The sequence below is a fragment of the Mycobacterium gallinarum genome (genome assembly GCF_010726765.1).
GTDB lineage: Bacteria > Actinomycetota > Actinomycetes > Mycobacteriales > Mycobacteriaceae > Mycobacterium > Mycobacterium gallinarum.
Map to the genome: position 1 here is coordinate 4,398,415 of NZ_AP022601.1, position 17,948 is coordinate 4,416,362.

General features: G+C 67.4%; 16 protein-coding genes and 3 tRNA genes. 8 read left to right on the top strand and 11 right to left on the bottom strand.

The genetic code is table 11. The features are described from left to right. The first annotated feature begins 6 nt into the window (after positions 1-6). The 3 genes from G6N42_RS21680 to G6N42_RS21690 all read left to right on the top strand — a co-directional run bounded on the left by G6N42_RS21680 (position 7) and on the right by G6N42_RS21690 (position 1,411). Complete coding sequence (locus G6N42_RS21680) at positions 7-1,056, top strand: DUF3566 domain-containing protein (protein ID WP_163732627.1); 1,050 nt, start codon at positions 7-9, stop codon at positions 1,054-1,056. 67 nt (positions 1,057-1,123) lie between these two features. Beyond that, positions 1,124-1,197 (top strand) — tRNA-Ile (locus G6N42_RS21685). A gap of 141 nt (positions 1,198-1,338) precedes the next feature. Further along, positions 1,339-1,411: transfer RNA gene (locus tag G6N42_RS21690), tRNA-Ala, on the top strand. 33 nt (positions 1,412-1,444) lie between these two features. Here G6N42_RS21690 and cwsA read toward each other — a convergent pair. Next, positions 1,445-1,876, bottom strand: coding sequence for a cell wall synthesis protein CwsA (cwsA, locus tag G6N42_RS21695; protein ID WP_163732630.1), 432 nt, complete (start codon positions 1,874-1,876; stop codon positions 1,445-1,447). A 105-nt stretch (positions 1,877-1,981) separates the two neighbouring features. Here cwsA and G6N42_RS21700 point away from each other — a divergent pair, with 105 nt between their 5' ends. Then, a complete protein-coding gene (locus tag G6N42_RS21700) occupies positions 1,982-2,509 on the top strand; it encodes a peptidylprolyl isomerase (RefSeq protein WP_163688787.1) in 528 nt (175 codons plus the stop codon). A gap of 3 nt (positions 2,510-2,512) precedes the next feature. On the opposite strand, the gene G6N42_RS21705 is transcribed toward G6N42_RS21700, so the two are convergent. Both G6N42_RS21705 and crgA read right to left on the bottom strand, forming a co-directional pair. Next, positions 2,513-2,929, bottom strand: coding sequence for a PH domain-containing protein (locus G6N42_RS21705; RefSeq protein WP_163732633.1), 417 nt, complete (start codon positions 2,927-2,929; stop codon positions 2,513-2,515). 155 nt (positions 2,930-3,084) lie between these two features. Next, the gene (crgA, locus tag G6N42_RS21710) at positions 3,085-3,348 is read right to left on the bottom strand and encodes a cell division protein CrgA (RefSeq protein ID WP_163737982.1); all 264 of its coding nucleotides are present in this window, start codon (positions 3,346-3,348) and stop codon (positions 3,085-3,087) included. A gap of 82 nt (positions 3,349-3,430) precedes the next feature. On the opposite strand from crgA, the gene G6N42_RS21715 reads away from it, so the two are divergent. Both G6N42_RS21715 and G6N42_RS21720 read left to right on the top strand, forming a co-directional pair. After that, positions 3,431-4,180: a DUF881 domain-containing protein gene (locus G6N42_RS21715; protein ID WP_163732636.1), complete on the top strand. Its 750-nt coding sequence runs from the start codon at positions 3,431-3,433 to the stop codon at positions 4,178-4,180. Between the two features lie 28 nt (positions 4,181-4,208). Beyond that, positions 4,209-4,883, top strand: coding sequence for an aminodeoxychorismate/anthranilate synthase component II (locus G6N42_RS21720; RefSeq protein ID WP_163732639.1), 675 nt, complete (start codon positions 4,209-4,211; stop codon positions 4,881-4,883). Here the strand turns inward: G6N42_RS21720 and pknB are convergent. From pknB to G6N42_RS21755, 7 genes are all read right to left on the bottom strand, one after another. Next, entirely contained in the window at positions 4,861-6,735 is a 1,875-nt protein-coding gene (gene pknB / locus G6N42_RS21725) for a Stk1 family PASTA domain-containing Ser/Thr kinase (RefSeq protein ID WP_163732642.1), read from the bottom strand. The genes G6N42_RS21720 and pknB overlap by 23 nt on opposite strands. Continuing rightward, positions 6,732-8,081: a serine/threonine-protein kinase gene (locus G6N42_RS21730; RefSeq protein WP_163732645.1), complete on the bottom strand. Its 1,350-nt coding sequence runs from the start codon at positions 8,079-8,081 to the stop codon at positions 6,732-6,734. The genes pknB and G6N42_RS21730 overlap by 4 nt, the downstream gene beginning before the upstream one ends. Next, positions 8,078-9,553 (bottom strand): D,D-transpeptidase PbpA, encoded by a 1,476-nt coding sequence (gene pbpA, locus G6N42_RS21735; RefSeq protein ID WP_163732648.1) that lies wholly within the window; start codon positions 9,551-9,553, stop codon positions 8,078-8,080. The genes G6N42_RS21730 and pbpA overlap by 4 nt, the downstream gene beginning before the upstream one ends. Further along, positions 9,550-10,962 carry an FtsW/RodA/SpoVE family cell cycle protein gene (locus G6N42_RS21740; protein WP_163732651.1) on the bottom strand — a complete coding sequence of 471 codons (1,413 nt, stop codon included), beginning with the start codon at positions 10,960-10,962 and terminating at the stop codon, positions 9,550-9,552. The genes pbpA and G6N42_RS21740 overlap by 4 nt, the downstream gene beginning before the upstream one ends. Continuing rightward, positions 10,959-12,542: a PP2C family protein-serine/threonine phosphatase gene (locus tag G6N42_RS21745; protein ID WP_163732654.1), complete on the bottom strand. Its 1,584-nt coding sequence runs from the start codon at positions 12,540-12,542 to the stop codon at positions 10,959-10,961. The genes G6N42_RS21740 and G6N42_RS21745 overlap by 4 nt, the downstream gene beginning before the upstream one ends. After that, positions 12,539-13,006 carry an FHA domain-containing protein FhaB/FipA gene (locus G6N42_RS21750; RefSeq protein ID WP_163732657.1) on the bottom strand — a complete coding sequence of 156 codons (468 nt, stop codon included), beginning with the start codon at positions 13,004-13,006 and terminating at the stop codon, positions 12,539-12,541. The genes G6N42_RS21745 and G6N42_RS21750 overlap by 4 nt, the downstream gene beginning before the upstream one ends. A gap of 152 nt (positions 13,007-13,158) precedes the next feature. Further along, positions 13,159-14,601, bottom strand: a complete 1,443-nt coding sequence (locus G6N42_RS21755; RefSeq protein ID WP_163732660.1) for an FHA domain-containing protein — start codon at positions 14,599-14,601, stop codon at positions 13,159-13,161. A 259-nt stretch (positions 14,602-14,860) separates the two neighbouring features. Here G6N42_RS21755 and G6N42_RS21760 point away from each other — a divergent pair. Further along, a tRNA-Leu gene (locus G6N42_RS21760) sits at positions 14,861-14,943 on the top strand. A 16-nt stretch (positions 14,944-14,959) separates the two neighbouring features. Here the strand turns inward: G6N42_RS21760 and G6N42_RS21765 are convergent. After that, a complete protein-coding gene (locus G6N42_RS21765) occupies positions 14,960-15,547 on the bottom strand; it encodes a TetR/AcrR family transcriptional regulator (RefSeq protein WP_163732662.1) in 588 nt (195 codons plus the stop codon). Positions 15,548-15,684: 137 nt separating this feature from the next. Between G6N42_RS21765 and G6N42_RS21770 the strand changes: the two genes are divergently transcribed. Then, positions 15,685-17,937: a molybdopterin-dependent oxidoreductase gene (locus G6N42_RS21770; RefSeq protein ID WP_163732665.1), complete on the top strand. Its 2,253-nt coding sequence runs from the start codon at positions 15,685-15,687 to the stop codon at positions 17,935-17,937. Positions 17,938-17,948: the final 11 nt, after the last annotated feature.

The following is a 17,948-nucleotide window of genomic DNA, read 5'->3' on the forward strand; positions in this document are numbered from 1 at the left end:
CCGTAGGTGACTTCACCGAACGAGCCCGGGTATCCCCGCGCGACTGATGGGGGTGGCAACGGCTCCGGCACGGGTCCCGACGGCGGCTCGGTGAGCGGACCGACGCCACGGGGCCCGGTGACCAGTGGATCCGGGCCGGAACGTGTCGCCGACGCGACCGAGGTCCCGCCCTGGCAGCGGGGCCGGCCGGCCGGGCCGACGAACCGGGCGTCCGATGCCCCTGGACGGCCGGATTCGCCCGCCCGTCCCGATGTACCGCGGCATGGCAATGGCGGCGCGACGGGCCAGACCTCCGGAATCGATGCGCGACTGAACCGTTTCTTGGCCGGCGGCTCGTCGGCAGGGCCCGAGGAGGCCGACGCGTCGGGCTGGGCAGACCCACCCGAGCCGGCGCCGCGACCCGAGCCGACCTCGCGACCCGAGCCGGCGCCGCGACCCGAGCCCCGTCCGGAGCCGACGTCACGGCCCGAGCCCCGTCCGGAACCTCCTCGGACCGAGCAGCCCCGGACCGAGCAGCAGCCGCGTCCCGAGCAGTACGCCAGTGAGATTCCCGAGCTGTCGGGCGCAGCGCCTAGGTCGGGACCGCGCAAGCCGGGCGGTCCGGAACGTCCTGAGCGTCCGGGGCAGGAGCCGGCGGGGCGTCCCGCTCGCCCAGGCGGGCGGCTTCAGGCGGCGGCCAGCCGCCACCAGGGTCCGGTGCGCGCGAGCATGCAGATCCGCCGGGTGGACCCGTGGAGTGTGCTGAAGGTCTCCGCGGTGTTGTCGGTTGCGCTGTTCTTCGTGTGGATGATCGCGGTCGCGTTCTTGTACCTGGTACTCGGCGGTATGGGTGTGTGGAGCAAGCTGAACAGCAACGTCGGCGACCTGCTGACCAGTGCGAGCGGTAGCTCCGGCGGCGAGCTCGTCTCCAGCGGAACGATATTCGGCGGCGCGGCACTGATCGGGTTGGTCAACATCGTGCTGCTGACGGCGATGGCGACCATCGGTGCCTTCATCTACAACCTGACCACCGACATCGTCGGCGGTGTGGAAGTCACCCTCGCCGACAGGGACTGAGCGTTCGCGGTTTGGGCGGGAGCTTACGATTGCGGTAGTCTCGTCGCTCGGCCGTACCGGCACAAACGGGGCTATAGCTCAGGCGGTTAGAGCGCTTCGCTGATAACGAAGAGGTCGGAGGTTCGAGTCCTCCTAGCCCCACGGAAAGGTTCACACCATGAGGGTTGTGGTGCTGCTCGCCACGGCGGTCGCCGCGGTTGCCGCCGTCGCGATCTGGCGGTCACGGCACGCCGTGGAGGTGTGGCACGCAGCGGCCGACGTGCCGGCCTGAAGTTTCCCCGAGGGGCCTTAGCTCAGTTGGTAGAGCGCTGCCTTTGCAAGGCAGATGTCAGGAGTTCGAATCTCCTAGGCTCCACTCAGACACTCGATACCCCACGCGCGCAAGCAATTAAGGCCTCGGCGTGACTGGCACACTCGGCTGCAGCGTCGGCGGCTCCTCCGTTGGTGGACGCCGCAGGATCGAGAACGCCACCGCTCCCCCGGCCAGCACCCCGACTCCGAGGACGGCGAGCAGCAGCGGGCGCCTACGGCGACGGCCGCGCGCCTTTTGCAGCGCCTCCGGCAGGTTGGCCACCACCTCCTGGGCGGCGGCGAGTTCGGACGCGATGGTGTCTTGCGCGGCCGCCAGCTCTTGGCGGAGCTGATCCTTGAGCCGGCTGCGGCGATAGACATCGCCGATCCACGCGGCGGATGACTGTGCTCCGTCTACGCCGAGGCCCAACGCTCCCCTGGTGACGTCGACCGGACCCACTGCCGAATATTTGAGGCCGCGGGACAACCGCTGCCCGGGGGTCAGGCGGATCTCGGTCTTCGCGCGCATAGTGCACCTCTCTGGCGGCCAACGGGAGTCGATACCAGACTGCCACGCAGCGCTAGCCAGCGGTGCCCGTTGAGCGTTCATGGCGGCGTGGCACACTGGCATCCCGTGACGAGCCCCATACAGACAGCGACCGCGACGCTGCACACCAATCGTGGTGACATCAAAATCGCGCTGTTCGGAAATCACGCACCCAAGACCGTCGCCAACTTCGTGGGACTGGCGCAGGGCACGAAGGACTACAGCACCGGTAACGCCTCAGGCGGATCGTCGGGCCCGTTCTACGACGGCATGGTCTTCCACCGGGTCATCGACGGGTTCATGATCCAAGGCGGCGATCCGGAGGGCAGCGGCCGCGGCGGCCCCGGCTACGAGTTCGCCGATGAGTTTCACCCCGAGTTGCAGTTCGACAAGCCGTACCTGCTCGCCATGGCGAACCGGGGTCCGGGGACCAACGGCTCGCAGTTTTTCATCACGGTCGGCAAGACGCCGCACCTGAATCGCAAGCACACCATCTTCGGTGAGGTCGTGGACCCGGAGTCGCAGAAGGTGGTCGACGCGATCGCGACGACAGCTACCGATCAGCGCGACCGGCCGACCGATCCAGTGGTCGTGGAGTCCATCACCATCGCCTGAGTTTCAGGAGCCGGCGAAGCCGGCCGCGGTCAGCGCGTCCAGCACGTGCAGTGGGTCTGTGCCCAGATCCCATCGGGTGAACACAAGTAGCCGGTCATCGACGGTGTCGATCTCCAGCAGCCGCGTCTTTCGCCCGATGCGGCGGAACTCGGTGATCCGGATGAGCTTGATATCGGCGTGCCGCAGCTCGGTTTCTCCCATCAGACCGCGGCTGACGAGGACGTCATTCTTGATTGCCAGCTTGGGTCGCGCACGCCACGACAAGCTTGCAAACACAATTAACCCGACCGCGGCAATGCCAACCAGGACACGTCCCGGCGGGTCTGTGATCAGCGTCACAGCGCCCACAGCCAAGATAAGGCCGCCTACGCCGAGGGCCGCGATGCCGAGCGTGGGTGGACTCCACTCAGTTTGCTGCACGGCTCGCTAACACCCTTTTACCGTTGCTAATGACGTTATCCACAAGTGCTATCCCCAATGGGGATGAATAACAACGGTGTGATCTGGTGACCGGGAGGTTGCTAAACGGGTAACGCGCGGAAGCGTGGATGAATTCATACCGCTCGTTGTATTACTCAGCGCCAGCGCATGGTGAGCAAGAGCCCACTGATCATGAAGGCAAACGCGATCGCGTAGTTCCACGGGCCGAGATCCGCGAGGAAGGGGATCGCGGAGGACGCCAGCTGGAACACCAGCAGCCAGATCAGACCGATGAGCATCAGGCCGACGAAGAACACCACGAACCAGGTGCTGGACGGTCCGGCCTTCACCTTGACCGGGGTCCGGCTCACCGGGCTGATCGTGAAGTCGTTCTTCTTGCGAACCTTGGACTTGGGCATGCGTACCTTCGGGACAGACGGCGTCACACGGTGCGACGATGTACCTAGCCTATCGCAGGCACCACCTCCAGGAGACACGCCAATGGCGCCCAGGTCGAAGTCCGTGTGGCGGTTCGGCGTGCCCGTGGTCTGCCTCCTGGCCGGGCTTCTGCTGGCTGCGACCCACAATGTGTCCGACGGTGGCGAGATCAGACGCAGCGATGCGCCCCGGTTGGTCGACCTCGTGCGCGAAGCACAACAGTCGGTGGATCGACTGACCGCAGAACGTGACTCGCTGGCGAGCACCCTGGACACCCATCACGGCGGCTCGCCAGGGGCAGACGCGGCATTGGCCGCGATCACCAAGCGGTCGGCCCAACTGGCCGTCGAGGCCGGCCTGGAACCGATGCGCGGGCCCGGCCTGGTGGTGACGCTGAACGACGCGCAGCGCGACGCTGAGGGCCGCTTCCCCCGCGACGCAACCCCGGACGACCTCGTCGTGCACCAGCAGGACATCGACGCCGTGCTCAACGCGCTGTGGAGTGCGGGCGCCGAAGGCATCCAGATGCAGGACCAGCGGATCATCGGCACCTCGGCGCCGCGTTGTGTGGGCAACACGCTGCTCCTCAACGGACGGACCTACAGCCCGCCGTACGTCATCACCGCGATCGGCGACGCGGAAGTCATGCAGGACGCCCTGGCCGCCGCGCCGTTGGTCACGCTGTACCGCCAGTACGTGGTCCGGTTCGGGCTCGGCTACACCGAGGAGCCACGGACGCAGGTCGACCTGGTGGGCTACCGCGAGCCGGTGCGGATGAAGTTCGCCAAGCCCGCGGGACCCGTCGGCTACTGACCCGGCGAAAGACCGGTAACCTGGCCTTATGCGTGTCCTCGTCGTCGACAACTACGACAGCTTCGTGTTCAACCTCGTCCAGTACCTGGGCCAGCTCGGGGTGGACGCCGAAGTCTGGCGCAACGACGACGACCGGCTGGGCACCGAGGACGACATCGCCAAGGTGGCGGCGACGTACGACGGGGTGCTCCTCTCCCCCGGCCCCGGTACCCCCGAACGTGCGGGCGCGTCGATCCCCCTCGTGAAGGCCTGCGCGGCGGCCGCGACGCCGCTGCTCGGCGTGTGCCTGGGCCACCAAGCGATCGGCGTGGCGTTCGGTGGCACCGTCGACCGTGCGCCCGAACTGCTGCATGGCAAGACCAGCACGGTGCACCACTCCAATAGCGGTGTGCTGCAAGGTCTTCCGGATCCTTTCACCGCCACGCGCTATCACTCGCTGACCATTCTCCCCGAGACGATGCCGGCCGAACTCGAAGTGATCGCCCGCACCGAGGGTGGCGTGGTCATGGGCGTGCGGCACGTCGAATTGCCCATTCACGGTGTGCAATTCCACCCCGAGTCGATCCTGACCGAGGGCGGGCACCGCATGCTGGCCAACTGGTTGGGCTACTGCGGCGCCGCGCCGTCCGAGACCCTCGTCCGTCGGCTGGAGGACGAAGTTGCGACCGCCGTCGCCGCCGCTACGACGCGAAGCTCAGCGTGATCCGGCTGTCGTAGTTCACAGCGGTCCCCGCGGACGGGCTCTGGGTCACCACGGCGTTGGTGCGCTGACCGCTGTTCTGCACGTCGCCGCCGCGGTCCAGCACGCCCGTCCAGCCGAGGGCACGCATTCGCGGCTCGGCGTCGGTCCAGAACTGGCCGCGTAGGTCCGGCATGATGAACTGGTTGCCGCGCGAGACCTGCAGCTGGATCACCGTATCGACCGGAACGGTTTGTCCCGCAGGCGGATTGGTGCCGATCAATTGACCGGCCGGAAGGGTGCTGTCCACCTGAACCGGGACGGTAGTGGTGAAGCCCGACGCGGTGAGGATCTGTACCGCGCTGTCCTGCGATTGGTCTTTCACGTCAGGGACGGGACGCGTCTCGGGGCCCGCGCCCAGCACGATCGTGATCTCGTTGGTGATCGCCGACGTCTGGTTGACCGGCGGATTGGTGCCGAGCACCTTGTCCTTCATCTCCGGTGTCGACGGCGACGACGACGGCCTGAAGTTCTCGAAGCCCGCGTCGGCGAGCTTCTCGACGGCGTCGTCGTAGCTGAGGTTCCTGACGTCGGGGATCTCACGCTGCTCGGGGCCGGTGGACACATTGATGGTGATCTCGTCGCCGGCGTCGACCGACGCGTTGGCGGCTGGGTCGGTGCCGATGACATGGTCGGGAGGCACGTTGGAGTCGGGCTTCTGCAGCGTGCGGGTTCTGAACCCGCGGTTCTGCAACTCGGCGATCGCGTCGGCGGACACCTTGCCGCTGACGTCGGGCACCTGGACGGCGCGGGTGCTGCCGCCGAAGGTGTTGATCGCCAGCGTCACCAGTACGGTTAGCACGGCGAGCACTGCCACCGCGATCAGCCAGCGGCCGACCGAGCCGCGCCGCTCCCGCTCGATGTACCGGGGCTGCGCTCGCCCGACGGGGTCGATCGGCTCGGTCTGGTGGTCGCCCGGCGCGGCTGACATCAACGAGCTGCGCTCGGCGTCGGTGAACACCTTGGGTGCGTCGGGCTGCTCGCCGCTGTGCACCTTCACCAGATCGGTGCGCATCTCCGCCGCCGTCTGGTACCGGTTGTCAGGGTTCTTTGCGAGGGCCTTGAGGACGACGGCGTCCAACTCGGGGGAGATGCCTTCGTGGCGCTGTGACGGGGGTATCGGGTCCTCGCGGACGTGTTGATAGGCCACGGCGACCGGTGAATCACCGACGAAAGGTGGTTCGCCGGTAAGGATTTCGTACAGGACGCAGCCCAGCGAGTACACGTCGGAGCGGGCGTCGACCTTCTCGCCGCGCGCCTGCTCGGGGGACAGGTACTGCGCGGTGCCGATCACGGCGGCGGTCTGGGTGACGTTGTTGGCGTCAGCGAGCGCGCGCGCGATGCCGAAGTCCATCACCTTCACCGCGCCGGTGTTGCTGATCATGATATTTGCGGGCTTGACGTCGCGGTGAATGATCCCGTGCTGGTGGCTGAAGTTCAGCGCCTGGCACGCATCGGCGATCACCTCGATGGCCCGACGCGGCTCCATCGGCCCCTCGGTGTGCACGATGTCGCGCAGCGTGACGCCCTCGACATACTCCATCACGATGTAGGGGAGCGGGCCGTTGGGCGTCTCCGCCTCACCGGTGTCGTAGACCGCGACAATGGCGGGGTGGTTCAGCGCGGCGGCGTTCTGCGCCTCCCGTCGGAACCGGAGATAGAAGCTCGGATCGCGGGCGAGGTCTGCGCGCAGCACCTTGACGGCGACGTCGCGGTGCAACCGCTGATCGCGCGCCAAATGGACTTCGGACATGCCGCCGAAGCCCAGGATGTCGCCGAGTTCGTACCGGTCGGACAGGTGTTGCGGGGTTGTCATTGCAATGTCTGTTCTGGCGTTGATGAGGACCGTGTGCCCTGCGGCTCGGAGAGCGGAGGCATCACCTGCACCGTTGCCGGGGACGCGATCGCATTGAGTCGGGTTACCCCGAATTCTGCCCCACCATCGCCGACACCTGCCTGCCCGGGCCGTTCCGGCATCGCTGTCGGCGAGAAGGGCGTGGTCTCGGTGATCGTGTCGGTGATCGTCGGCGGCGGTGTCTGCTCCTGGTCCTTGCGGTCCTGAGCGTTGAGCACGATCAGAATCGCGATGACGATGGCCAGCGCACCGAGCACGCCGGCCGCCCACAGCAGCGCCCGCTGGCCCGAGGAGAACGTGCCGCGAGACGGCGCCGGGGGAGGGCGATGGCTTCCGGTGGCCGGACGGGGCCGGGCGGCGGTGACCGGGGAACGCGTGCTCAGATCCGCGGCGGCGCGAGCCTGGGCGGCCGAGGGCACGGCCGCGGGGGTGGCCCGGCCGAGTGTCGGCGCCTGGTTCGGCCGCGGGGGACGCCGCCCCGAGCGGACCGCGGCGACCGCGTCGGCGAACAGCCCGCCGGACCGATACCGCATACCCGGATTCTTGACCAGGGTGATCTCGATCAGCTCGCGCACGTTGGGCGGCAGATCGGCGGGCAGCGGCGGAGGCGTCTCCTTGATGTGCTTCATCGCGACGGTCAGCGCGCCGTCCCCGGTGAAGGGCCGCTTGCCCGAAACAGACTCGTAGCCAACGACTCCCAGTGAGTACACGTCGCTGGCCGCGGTGGCGTCATGGCCGAGCGCCTGCTCGGGGGCGATGTACTGGGCAGTGCCCATCACCATGCCGGTCTGGGTGACCGGGGCGGCGTCGACGGCCTTCGCGATGCCGAAGTCGGTGAGTTTCACCTGACCGGTCGGCGTGATCAGGATGTTGCCCGGCTTGACGTCACGATGTACCAGCCCCGCGGTATGGGCGACCTGCAGCGCCCGGCCGGTCTGCTCGAGCATGTCCAGCGCATGGCGCAGCGAGAGCCGGCCGGTCCGCTTGAGCACCGAGTTCAGTGGCTCGCCGTTGACGAGTTCCATCACCAGGTAGGCGGTCCGGCCCTCACCGTCCATGTCGGTTTCGCCGTAGTCGTACACGCTGGCGATACCGGGGTGGTTGAGCATCGCCACGGTGCGCGCCTCGGCGCGGAACCGTTCGACGAACTCCGCGTCCTCGGAGTACTCGGCCTTGAGGACCTTGACCGCGACGCGGCGGCCCAGCCGGGAGTCGATACCTTCCCAGACCTGGCCCATGCCGCCGGTGGCGATGAGCCGCTGCAGCCGGTAACGGCCGGACAGCGTCACTCCAACGCGCGGGCTCATGTTCCCTCCCGCAGAGCTGCGGCGATGGTGGCGCGCCCGATCGGCGCGGCCAGCGCCCCTCCGGTGGCGGACAAGCGGTCGCCCCCGTCCTCGACCAGCACGGCGACGGCGACCTTGGGTGCCTGCGCCGGGGCGAATGCGATGTACCAGGCATGCGGTGGGGTGTTGCGCGGATCGGTACCGTGCTCCGCCGTGCCGGTCTTCGAAGCGATCTGCACGCCGGCGATGGCTCCCTTCTGCTGCGTGACCTGCTCAGCGGCGACCATCAGATCCGTCAGTGTATCGGCGACCTCCTGCGACACCGCCCGCCGCTCTTCCTGCGGCGCCGCTGAACCGATATTGGCAAGGTCGGGTCCCTTAAGGCTATCGACCAGGTACGGACGCATCGTCACCCCGTCGTTCGCGATGGTCGCGGCCACCAATGCGTTCTGCAACGGCGTCACCGCGACGTCCTTCTGCCCGATGCTCGACATGCCCAGCGCGGCGTCGTCGGGAATCGGTCCCACGGTCGACTCGGCGACCTGCAGCGGAATCATCGGGGGCGGGGTGTCCATCCCGAAGGACTGCGCCGCGGATCGCACGGCATCCGTTCCCGCGTCCAAGCCGAGCTCGACGAATGCCGTGTTGCACGACTTTGCGAAGGCCTGACGCAGCGTGGTCGTCGGGCCGGGACCACACGTGGAGCCGTCGAAGTTCTCCAGGGTCGCGGTGCTGTCCGGCAACGGGATTCGCGCCGCGGTCGTCACCTGGGTGTTCTCGTTCGCGCCGGTTTCGAGTGCCGCCGCGGTGGTGATGACCTTGAATGTCGATCCGGGCGGATAGGTTTCGGAGATCGCGCGGTTCAGCAGCGGTGCTTCGGGATCGTCGCGCAGCCGTTGCCAGGCGGCCGACTGTTCCTCCAGGTTATGGGTGGCCAGCAGATTGGGATCGTAGGACGGCGACGACACCATTGCGAGGATCTTGCCGGTGGACGGCTCGAGTGCTACCACCGAGCCCTTGCACGGGCCGTCGCAGCCGTCCTTCATCGCGTCCCAGGCCGCTTGTTGCACTTGGGGTTTGATGGTGGTGTCGACGTTCCCGCCGCGCGGGTCACGGCCGGTGAAGAAGTCGGCGAGCCGCCGCCCGAACAGGCGTTGATCCGACCCGTTGAGCACGGTGTCCTCGGCGCGCTCGAGTCCGGTGCTCGAGTACTGCAGTGAGTAGAACCCGGTGACGGGCGCGTAGGCGTACGGATTGGGATACACGCGAAGGAAGCGGAACCGGCCGTTGGTCGACACCGAATACGCCAGCAGCTGGCCGCCCGCCGAGATCTGGCCGCGCTGACGCGAGTACTCGTCGAGCAGCACCCGCTGGTTGCGCGGATCCGACCGCAGGCCGTCCGCGGTGAACACCTGGGTGAGTGTGGCGTTGGCCAGCAGCAGCACGACGAGGACCATGACCGAGACGGCGATGCGGCGCAGTGAGGTGTTCATACCTTCTCGATCACCTCGGTGCTCACCGCCGCGATCGGGGTCGCGGACTGCGGGCTGGTGACGATGGGGCGCCGCGCGGAATGGGATATCCGGACCAGGATCGCCAGCAGCAGATAGTTGGCCAGCAGTGACGACCCGCCGTAGGACATCCACGGTGTGGTGAGACCGGTCAACGGGATCAGCTTCGTCACGCCGCCCACGACGATGAACAGCTGGATCGCCAGCGTGGATGCCAACCCGGCGGCCAGCAGCTTGCCGAAGCTGTCGCGCACCGCGATCGCCGTGCGAAGGCCGCGGATGATCAGGATGGTGTAGAGCATCAGGACGGCTGCTAGGCCCACCAGACCGAGTTCCTCACCGATGGCTGCGATGATGAAATCGGTCGACGCGGCCGGCACCGTGCCAGGCTGCCCGTTGCCCAGACCGGTACCGAAGATCCCGCCCGTGGCGAAGCTGAACATCGCCTGCACCATCTGGTAGCCGGCGCCCTCGGGGTCGGCGAACGGGTCCAGCCAGTTTTGTACGCGAACCTGGACGTGACCGAAAAGGTGATATGCCGCAACGCTTCCCGCGGCGAACAGTGCCAGGCCGATGACCACCCAGCTCAGCCGGTCGGTTGCGATGTAAACCATCACCAGGAAGGACGCGAACAGCAGGAGCGAGGTGCCCAGGTCCTTCTCGAAGATCATCACGCCGATCGACGCGATCCATGCCGCCAGCAGTGGCGCGAGGTCGCGGGGCCGGGGCAGGTCCATGCCGAGGAAGTGCTTGCCCGCGCTGGTGAACACGCTGCGCTTGGACACGAGGACCGAGGCGAAGAAGACGAGCAGCAGGATCTTCGAGAACTCGGCCGGCTGAATGGAGAAGCCCGGCAACCGAATCCAGATCTTCGCGCCATTCTGCTCGGACATCGAGCTGGGCAGGACCGCCGGGATGATCAGCAGGACCAGACCGGTGAGCCCACACACGTAGCCGTAGCGCGCGAGCATGCGATGGTCCCGCAGAAAGATCACGATGAGCGAGAAGCCGACGACGCCCAGGAGGGTCCACAGCATTTGCTGGTCGGCGGTACCGCCGAGGCCGCGCTGGATCTGCACGCCTTCGGCGAGGTCCAGACGGTGAATCATCACCAGCCCCAACCCATTCAGCAGCGCGACGACGGGGAGGAGCAGGGGGTCGGCGTACGGCGCGAACCGTCGCACCGCGAGATGCGCACCGGCGAACAGCGCCAGATACGCGACGGCGTACTGCGCCAGATCCCAACGCAGGCCCTGTTCCTGATTGGCCTCGACGAGCAGCAGCGCGACCGTGGTGATGACCGCGGCGAAGCCGAGCAGGAACAACTCGGCGTTGCGCCTGTTCGGAAGCGGGGGAGTGACGGCCACCGGTGACTGCGGCTGGGTGGTCATGACAATTCCCGGCAGTCCGTCCCGGGTACCTGCGGTGGCGGGGGGAGCGCGGTGACGGTCGGAGACGGTGGGGGTGGAGGGGTGGGAGGTGGGGCAGGGGACGACGTTTCGGGCGACTGGGGAGTGTCCGATCCGGGAGCGGTAGGCGGCTTCGAGACCGTCCGCGGGGTTTCCGGCGCCGGTGTCGAGCTGCGTTCGCTCGGCTGGCCTGCGGTCGTGCTAGTTGGTGGATTGTTAGGCAGCCCAGGAGAATTCGACGGATCCGGCGAATGCGGGACAGCCGTGGTGCGCGGTGACGGCGACGGAGTGGTGGGCGGCGGCGGGCAGACCGGCAACACCGAACCCTGGGCGAGCTTGTTGATCTGGCCGATGGCGTCGTCTTCGGAACCGGTGGGCAGACCCGCTTCCACCTGAGCCCGGTCGGCCTGCTTCAGGTCTGTGACGCGAAAAAGCTGGCAGCCTGACGGCGATTGGCCCGGTGCGATGAGGTTGAGATCGTTGCGGGCGGTCAGGCAACCGTGCCGGTAGGTCTCCTGCATCGCGACGCCGAGGATCGACCCGGGTATGCCGCGCATGATCGACACGGTGCCGTCGTGCGCGGCGACGTAATAGTTGCTGCGCACGACCTCGCGGCCGATGACCAGACCGGCTACGACCACCAAAATCAAAAGCGCGGCGGCGATGAACATTCGCCGCCGCGATCTCGGTGCACGAACCGGCTCCTCTGGAGGGGGTTCCACCCGCTTGGCCACATTGCGGCGCGGGTTGAATGCCGACGCGCGGCCCGCTGCCGTGTTGGGCGGCGCGGTCTGATCGTCATCACCGGAGACCGCGCCGGCGAGAATCGGCTGGGTCTGGCCGTAGTCGTAGTCGACGACGTCGGCCACCACGACCGTCACGTTGTCGGGTCCGCCGCCCCGCAGGGCCAATTCGATTAGGCGGTCCGCACTTTCGGCCGTGTCGGGGATCTGCAGCGCTTCGAGGATGGTGTCGTGGCTGACCGGATCGGACAGCCCGTCGGAGCACAGCAGGTAACGGTCCCCGGCCCTGGCCTCGCGCATGATCAGGGTGGGCTCGACCTCGTGACCGGTGAGCGCCCGCATGATCAGCGACCGCTGCGGATGGCTGTGCGCCTCCTCGAGGGTGATGCGGCCCTCGTCGACCAGTGTCTGGACGAAAGTGTCGTCCTTGGTGATCTGGGTCAGTTCACCGTCGCGCAGCAGATAGCCGCGGGAGTCGCCGATGTGGACAAGGCCAAGACGATTGCCCGCGAACAGGATCGCGGTCAACGTGGTGCCCATGCCTTCGAGCTCGGGGTCCGCCTCGACCTGCGCGGCGATGGCGGAGTTCCCCTCCCGGACCGCGGTGTCGAGCTTGCTCAGCAGGTCGCCGCCGGGCTCGTCGTCGTCGAGATGGGCCAGCGCCGCGATCACCAGCTGCGAGGCGACCTCGCCGGCCGCGTGACCACCCATGCCGTCGGCCAGCGCGAGCAGCCGCGCACCCGCGTAAACGGAGTCCTCGTTGTTAGCGCGGACCAGGCCGCGGTCGCTGCGCGCGGCGTATCGAAGCACCAGTGTCACGGGCGCAGCTCAATTACCGTCTTGCCGATTCGAACCGGCGTCCCCATCGAAACGCGTACCGCAGTCGTCACCTTGGCCCTGTCGAGGTATGTGCCGTTGGTCGATCCTAGGTCTTCTACGTACCATTCCGAACCTCGACGGGACAGCCTTGCGTGCCGTGTCGAGGCGTAATCGTCGGTGAGAACCAGAGTTGAGTCGTCGGCGCGGCCGATCAGCACCGGCTGGGTGCCCAAGGTGATGCGCGTTCCCGCGAGCGCTCCCTCGGTGACCACCAGCTGCCGTGCCACGTTCCGGCGGCCGCGGTTGGGCAGCAGCGAGCCCCGCAACGGCAGTCCCCGTCGCACCATGACTGCTCCGGTCGGTGCATAGATGTCGGTCCTCAGGATCCGCAGCACCGACCAGATGAACAACCACAGAAGCAACAGGAAGCCGACGCGTGTCAGTTGCAGTACCAACCCCTGCATCTGACGTCCTCTCCGTCCCCATTCGTTTCCGTCGCATCGACAACCAAATCGAAGTCGCCACCTTCGGCAACGTCACGATACTTGGACGGCCAGCTGCATGGGGAGAAGCCGACAGCTTCTCCCGGTTGAGGGCCGGCCGCATCGGCCGAGCCTCAGTGCACGCGAACGACGATCTCCGAATGGCCCAGCCGGATGACATCGCCGTCGGCGAGCTGCCACTCCTGGACCGGTGCGTTGTTGACCGTCGTGCCGTTGGTCGAGTTGAGGTCGGCGAGCAGGGCGACCTGGCCGTCCCAGCGGATCTCCAGGTGCCGGCGGGAGACGCCGGTGTCGGGCAGGCGGAACTGAGCGTCCTGTCCGCGACCGATCACGTTCGCGCCTTCACGCAGCTGATAGGTCCGGCCGCTGCCGTCGTCGAGCTGCAGCGTGACGGTGGCGCCGGCAGCGGGGTAGTCACTCTGCCCGTAGCCGTAGCCGCCGCCCGCGGGCTGGCCGTAGTCGTATCCGCCCTGGGCTTCGCCGTAGCCGGGCTCGGCGTAGCCGGCACCGCCCTGGTCGTAGCGCCCGTAGTCGGGCTGGCCTCCGTAGCCCTGGTCCTGACGGCCGTAGGCCTGCCCGCCGTAGCCGCCCTGATCGGGATAGCCGCCTTGGTCGGGGTAACCGCCCTGATCGGGATAGGACGGGCGGCCGTAGCCACCGTCGTCGGGCCGCGATGGCGCAGGCGGACGGCCGTAGTCGTAATCACTCGCGGGCGGCTGGTAGCCCTGCTGCTGGCCACCTGGGGGCGGGCCGTAGCCGCCGGGTGCGGGTGCTTGACGGTAGCCCTGATCCGGGTAGCCGCCGCCGCCCTGGGGTGGGCCGTAGCCGGCAGGCGGCCGCTGCTCGTATGACGGCGGTGGGTAGCCCCCCTGGTCCGGGTAGCCGCCCTGGTCGGGGTAGCCGCCCTGGTCGGGATATCCACCTTGGTCGGGATAGCCGCCCTGGCGCGGTGGGTAGCCCGCGTCGCGCTGGGGCGGGTAGCCGCCCTGCTCCTGCGGCGGGTAGGGGCCGCGGGGATCCTGTCCGCGGTCGTCTGGCCGGCCGTATCGGTCGTCGTAGTACTCGTCGCCGGGCCGCCCCTGAGCCTGGCCGCCATATTGCGTCGGGTTGTCGCTCATCGGTACTCCTGATTCTGCGTTGGACGAAAGGTCTCGGGGTGGTGAGGCGGGATCGCCACTGGTGGAGTCGGGATTGACCGCCCCCCGCGCGCGAAATTGTCCGGTGTGCAGGCTGGATGATTGTTCGAACCTGACGACCACATCACCATACGTTTGCCATCCCTGCTCATGGATGTATCCCTCCAAGTGCTTGGCAAAAGTCGTTGGTGTGAGGTCCGGGTCGGCACTCACCTTCTGATAGTCAGGCACACTGAGGGTAATGACGTAGTCGTTTGGCGCCAAAACTCGCCCGGCGGCCAATTCACGCGCACCGGTCTCTGCCTCGCGCCGAAGCATCGCCTCGACCTCTTGCGGAACGATCGATCCGCCGAATACCCGGGCGAATGCGTCGCCAACGGTCGACTCGAGCTTTCGCTCAAAACGGTCGACCAGACCCATATCACCGCCTACCTCATTTGTTGTCGGTCGCCTTGCCGGTGACCGGGGTGCGCACCCTGCTGTTCACACGCGTGTCGCCTGGCCACCACCCTTGTCTGCATGGTATCGGCCCGGCACGTCGGCGCGTGACCAATGGAATTCTGAGAATTGAAACCCAGCAGGTCAGCGGCGTTTGTCCGGAAGACGTCCCGGCCCCCAGCACCGCATCGGCACGGTTGGGGAGCACGGTGTTGTGCGTGATAGTCTTCCCCGGTTGTTGGGGCGAGTGGCGGAATGGCAGACGCGCTGGCTTCAGGTGCCAGTGTCCTTCGGGACGTGGGGGTTCAAGTCCCCCTTCGCCCACAATTCTTGAACCGACTCAGACGAGCACTCCGCGCAGGACCAGCTCGCTGAGCGCTGCCGCTGCGGCATCGATGTCGTTGACGTGACGCACGCAGACGGCGTACCAGGCACCGCCGGCGATGACGTCCATGACGGTGTCGGCGTCGATCCCGGGGCGGGCCGTTCCCTCGGCGACCGCGGCGTCGATCCGGCCGGCCAGCTGGTTGCGGGCCGCGGCCTCCAGGCGGTCGCTGATGACGCGGCGCATCCTGCGGTCGGACCGTAAGTCGTTGAGCAGACCGGGAAGTGCCTCACGTACGGCCGGATCCTCGTACATGGCCAGGGCCCCGCGGCACAGCCGGGTGATCTCGGTGACGAAGTCGTCCGCGGGAGGTTCGGGCCCGAGGTCGGGAAACAGCGCTTCGTGCACGAGCTGCGCCTTGGAACTCCACCGCCGGTACACGGCCGGACGGCTCACCTGCGCCGTGGAGGCGATCAGGTCGATGGTCGTCGCCGTATAGCCGCGGTCGACGAGCAGGCGCCGGGTCGCGGCGAGCACCGCCGCGTCGATCGACGGGTCGCGGCGTGAACCTTGACGCCGGTGGCGGCGTTCGACGGTCTCCATGAATCGCGCCCTGCCTTCACCCGTTTGTCGTTACAGTGTGTCACAACAAGACCGTGGCGAACGTGGGTTACCCGCACGCATTCCAGCCGTTAGGTGTGCGGGTAACCCACGTTCGGCGGAAGCAGCGGAGGGCGAATGTGACCACCGGACAAAAGAACCTGCTGGCGGGTACCGGCGAGGACGGCCGACATCTGTACACCTGCCCGCTGTGTGAAGCCATGTGCGGCTTGGAGATTCAGGTTGAAAACGGGCAGGTCGCCGGCATCCGCGGCAACCGCGACGACGTCTGGAGCCGCGGCCACATCTGCCCCAAGGGCGCCAGCCTGGGCGTGGTCCACCACGACCCCGACCGGATCCGCCGGCCGATGATCAAAGTCGACGGCCAGTGGCAGGAGGTCAGCTGGGACGCCGCCTTCCGCCGCTGCACCGAGCTGCTCGCACCGGTGATCGAGAAGCACGGCATCGGCGCGGTGACCTGCTACACCGGAAACCCGCTCGCGCACTCGTTCTCCCTCGGCCGCTACACCGGCGTGCTGCTCGGCATGTCGGGCATTCCGCTGTCCTACTCGCCCGGAACCGTCGACCAGTGGCCGAAGAACCTCTCGTCGCACCTGATGTACGGGGGATGGTGGACGTTCCCGGTGCCCGACATCGAGCGCACCGATCTGCTGGTGGTGATGGGCGCCAACCCGGCCGCCTCCCAGGGCTCGCTGCTGGCCGCACCCGACGTCATGGGCATCATCGACGGAATTCGCAAGCGCGGCAAGGTGATTGTGATCGACCCCGTCCGCACCCAGACCGCTGCGCGGGCCAGCGAGTGGCTGCCGATCACACCTGGTACCGACGCCGCGTTGCTGATGGGTGTCACCCACACGCTGTTCGACGAAGACCTGGTCGCCCTCGGAGACCTCGCGCCTCACATCGACGGACTCGACCAGTTGCGGGAGGTTGCCGCGGACTGGTCCCCGGAGCGGGTCGCCGGTGTCACAGGCATCGAGGCGCAGCGCATCAGGGAGCTCGCGCGCGAGCTCGTCAGCACCGAACGAGCCGTCGTGTACGGCCGAATCGGGACGTGCAACCAGGAATTCGGCAGCCTGGCCAGCTGGCTCGTCGACGTCGTCAACATCCTCACCGGACACTTCGACAAGCCGGGCGGCTCGATGTTCCCGCGCGCCACCGCGTGGTCGGTGACCGTGCAGCCGATCCCCGGCCTCGAAGACGGCGCCGCCGAATTCGGCCGCTTTCGCACCCGCGTGCGCGGCGCCAAAGAGGTATTGGGACAGGTACCGGTGTCGTGCCTGGCCGAGGAGATCGCGACGCCGGGGGAGGGGCAGATCAAGGCCCTCATCACGGTCGCAGGCAATCCGGTGCTGTCCACTCCGGCCGGCCACAAACTCGATGAGGTGTTGCCGCAACTGGACGCGATGATCTCCGTCGACCTGTGGCTGAACGAAACGACACGGCACGCCGACGTCATCCTGCCCGGCCTGTCGCCGCTGGAGCAGCCCCACCACGACGACCTGATCCTCAACTTCGCGGTCAACAGCATCGCCAACTACTCGGCGCCGGTCTTCGAGCCCGACCAACCGGACCGCCCCCACGAGTGGGAAATCCTGGTCAGGCTCACCGGGCTGTGCACCGGCGTGCCCGCCGAGGACGTCGACGTCGCCGCGATCGACGACGGCTTCTTCGACTACATGGCGTTCACCCAGGGCCTTGACGGCGCGGAGATCCGCAAGCACTACAAACACGGCGGCCCCGAACGCATCCTGGACCTCACCCTGCGCACCGGCCCGTTCGGTGACAGGTACGGCGAAAACCCAGACGGCCTGACGCTGGAAAGGTTGAAAGCCGAACCCAACGGCATCAACTTCGGCCCGATGGTGCCGCAGGTCCCCGACATCCTGGGGACCGCCGACAAGAAGATCCGGCTGGCGCCGCAGTATCTGCTCGACGACCTGCCCCGTCTGGCCCGGCGTCTCGACCGCGCGCCCGACGAGCTGGTGCTCGTGAGCCGACGTCATCTGCGATCCAACAACTCCTGGCTGCACAACGTCGGTCCGCTGATGAAGGGCAAAGACCGGTGCACGCTGCTGATGCACACCGATGACGCTGTAAAGCACGGTGTCGTGACCGGCGACGTGGTCACGGTGACGTCGGAGGGAGGCAGCATCGAGGTGCCCATCGAGGTGACCGCCGCGATCATGCCGGGCGTGGTCTCGATGCCGCATGGCTGGGGCCACGGCAAATCGGGCACCCGGATGTCGATCGCCAACGATTCCCCAGGCGTGAACACCAATGTCCTGTCCCCACCGAACTTCTTCGATGAGCCGTCGGGCAACGGGGCGCTGAACGGCATCCCGGTGAAGGTGACCGCAGCGGCGACCTGAAAGTATCGACG

Bases quoted from the DNA above. Each gene is read 5' to 3' on its own strand.
- cwsA (WP_163732630.1), bottom strand. From the start codon at position 1,876: ATGCGCGCGAAGACCGAGATCCGCCTGACCCCCGGGCAGCGGTTGTCC.
- crgA (WP_163737982.1), bottom strand. From the start codon at position 3,348: ATGCCCAAGTCCAAGGTTCGCAAGAAGAACGACTTCACGATCAGCCCG.
- G6N42_RS21715 (WP_163732636.1), top strand. From the start codon at position 3,431: ATGGCGCCCAGGTCGAAGTCCGTGTGGCGGTTCGGCGTGCCCGTGGTC.
- G6N42_RS21720 (WP_163732639.1), top strand. From the start codon at position 4,209: ATGCGTGTCCTCGTCGTCGACAACTACGACAGCTTCGTGTTCAACCTC.
- pknB (WP_163732642.1), bottom strand. From the start codon at position 6,735: ATGACAACCCCGCAACACCTGTCCGACCGGTACGAACTCGGCGACATC.
- G6N42_RS21730 (WP_163732645.1), bottom strand. From the start codon at position 8,081: ATGAGCCCGCGCGTTGGAGTGACGCTGTCCGGCCGTTACCGGCTGCAG.
- pbpA (WP_163732648.1), bottom strand. From the start codon at position 9,553: ATGAACACCTCACTGCGCCGCATCGCCGTCTCGGTCATGGTCCTCGTC.
- G6N42_RS21740 (WP_163732651.1), bottom strand. From the start codon at position 10,962: ATGACCACCCAGCCGCAGTCACCGGTGGCCGTCACTCCCCCGCTTCCG.
- G6N42_RS21750 (WP_163732657.1), bottom strand. From the start codon at position 13,006: ATGCAGGGGTTGGTACTGCAACTGACACGCGTCGGCTTCCTGTTGCTT.
- G6N42_RS21755 (WP_163732660.1), bottom strand. From the start codon at position 14,601: ATGGGTCTGGTCGACCGTTTTGAGCGAAAGCTCGAGTCGACCGTTGGC.
- G6N42_RS21765 (WP_163732662.1), bottom strand. From the start codon at position 15,547: ATGGAGACCGTCGAACGCCGCCACCGGCGTCAAGGTTCACGCCGCGAC.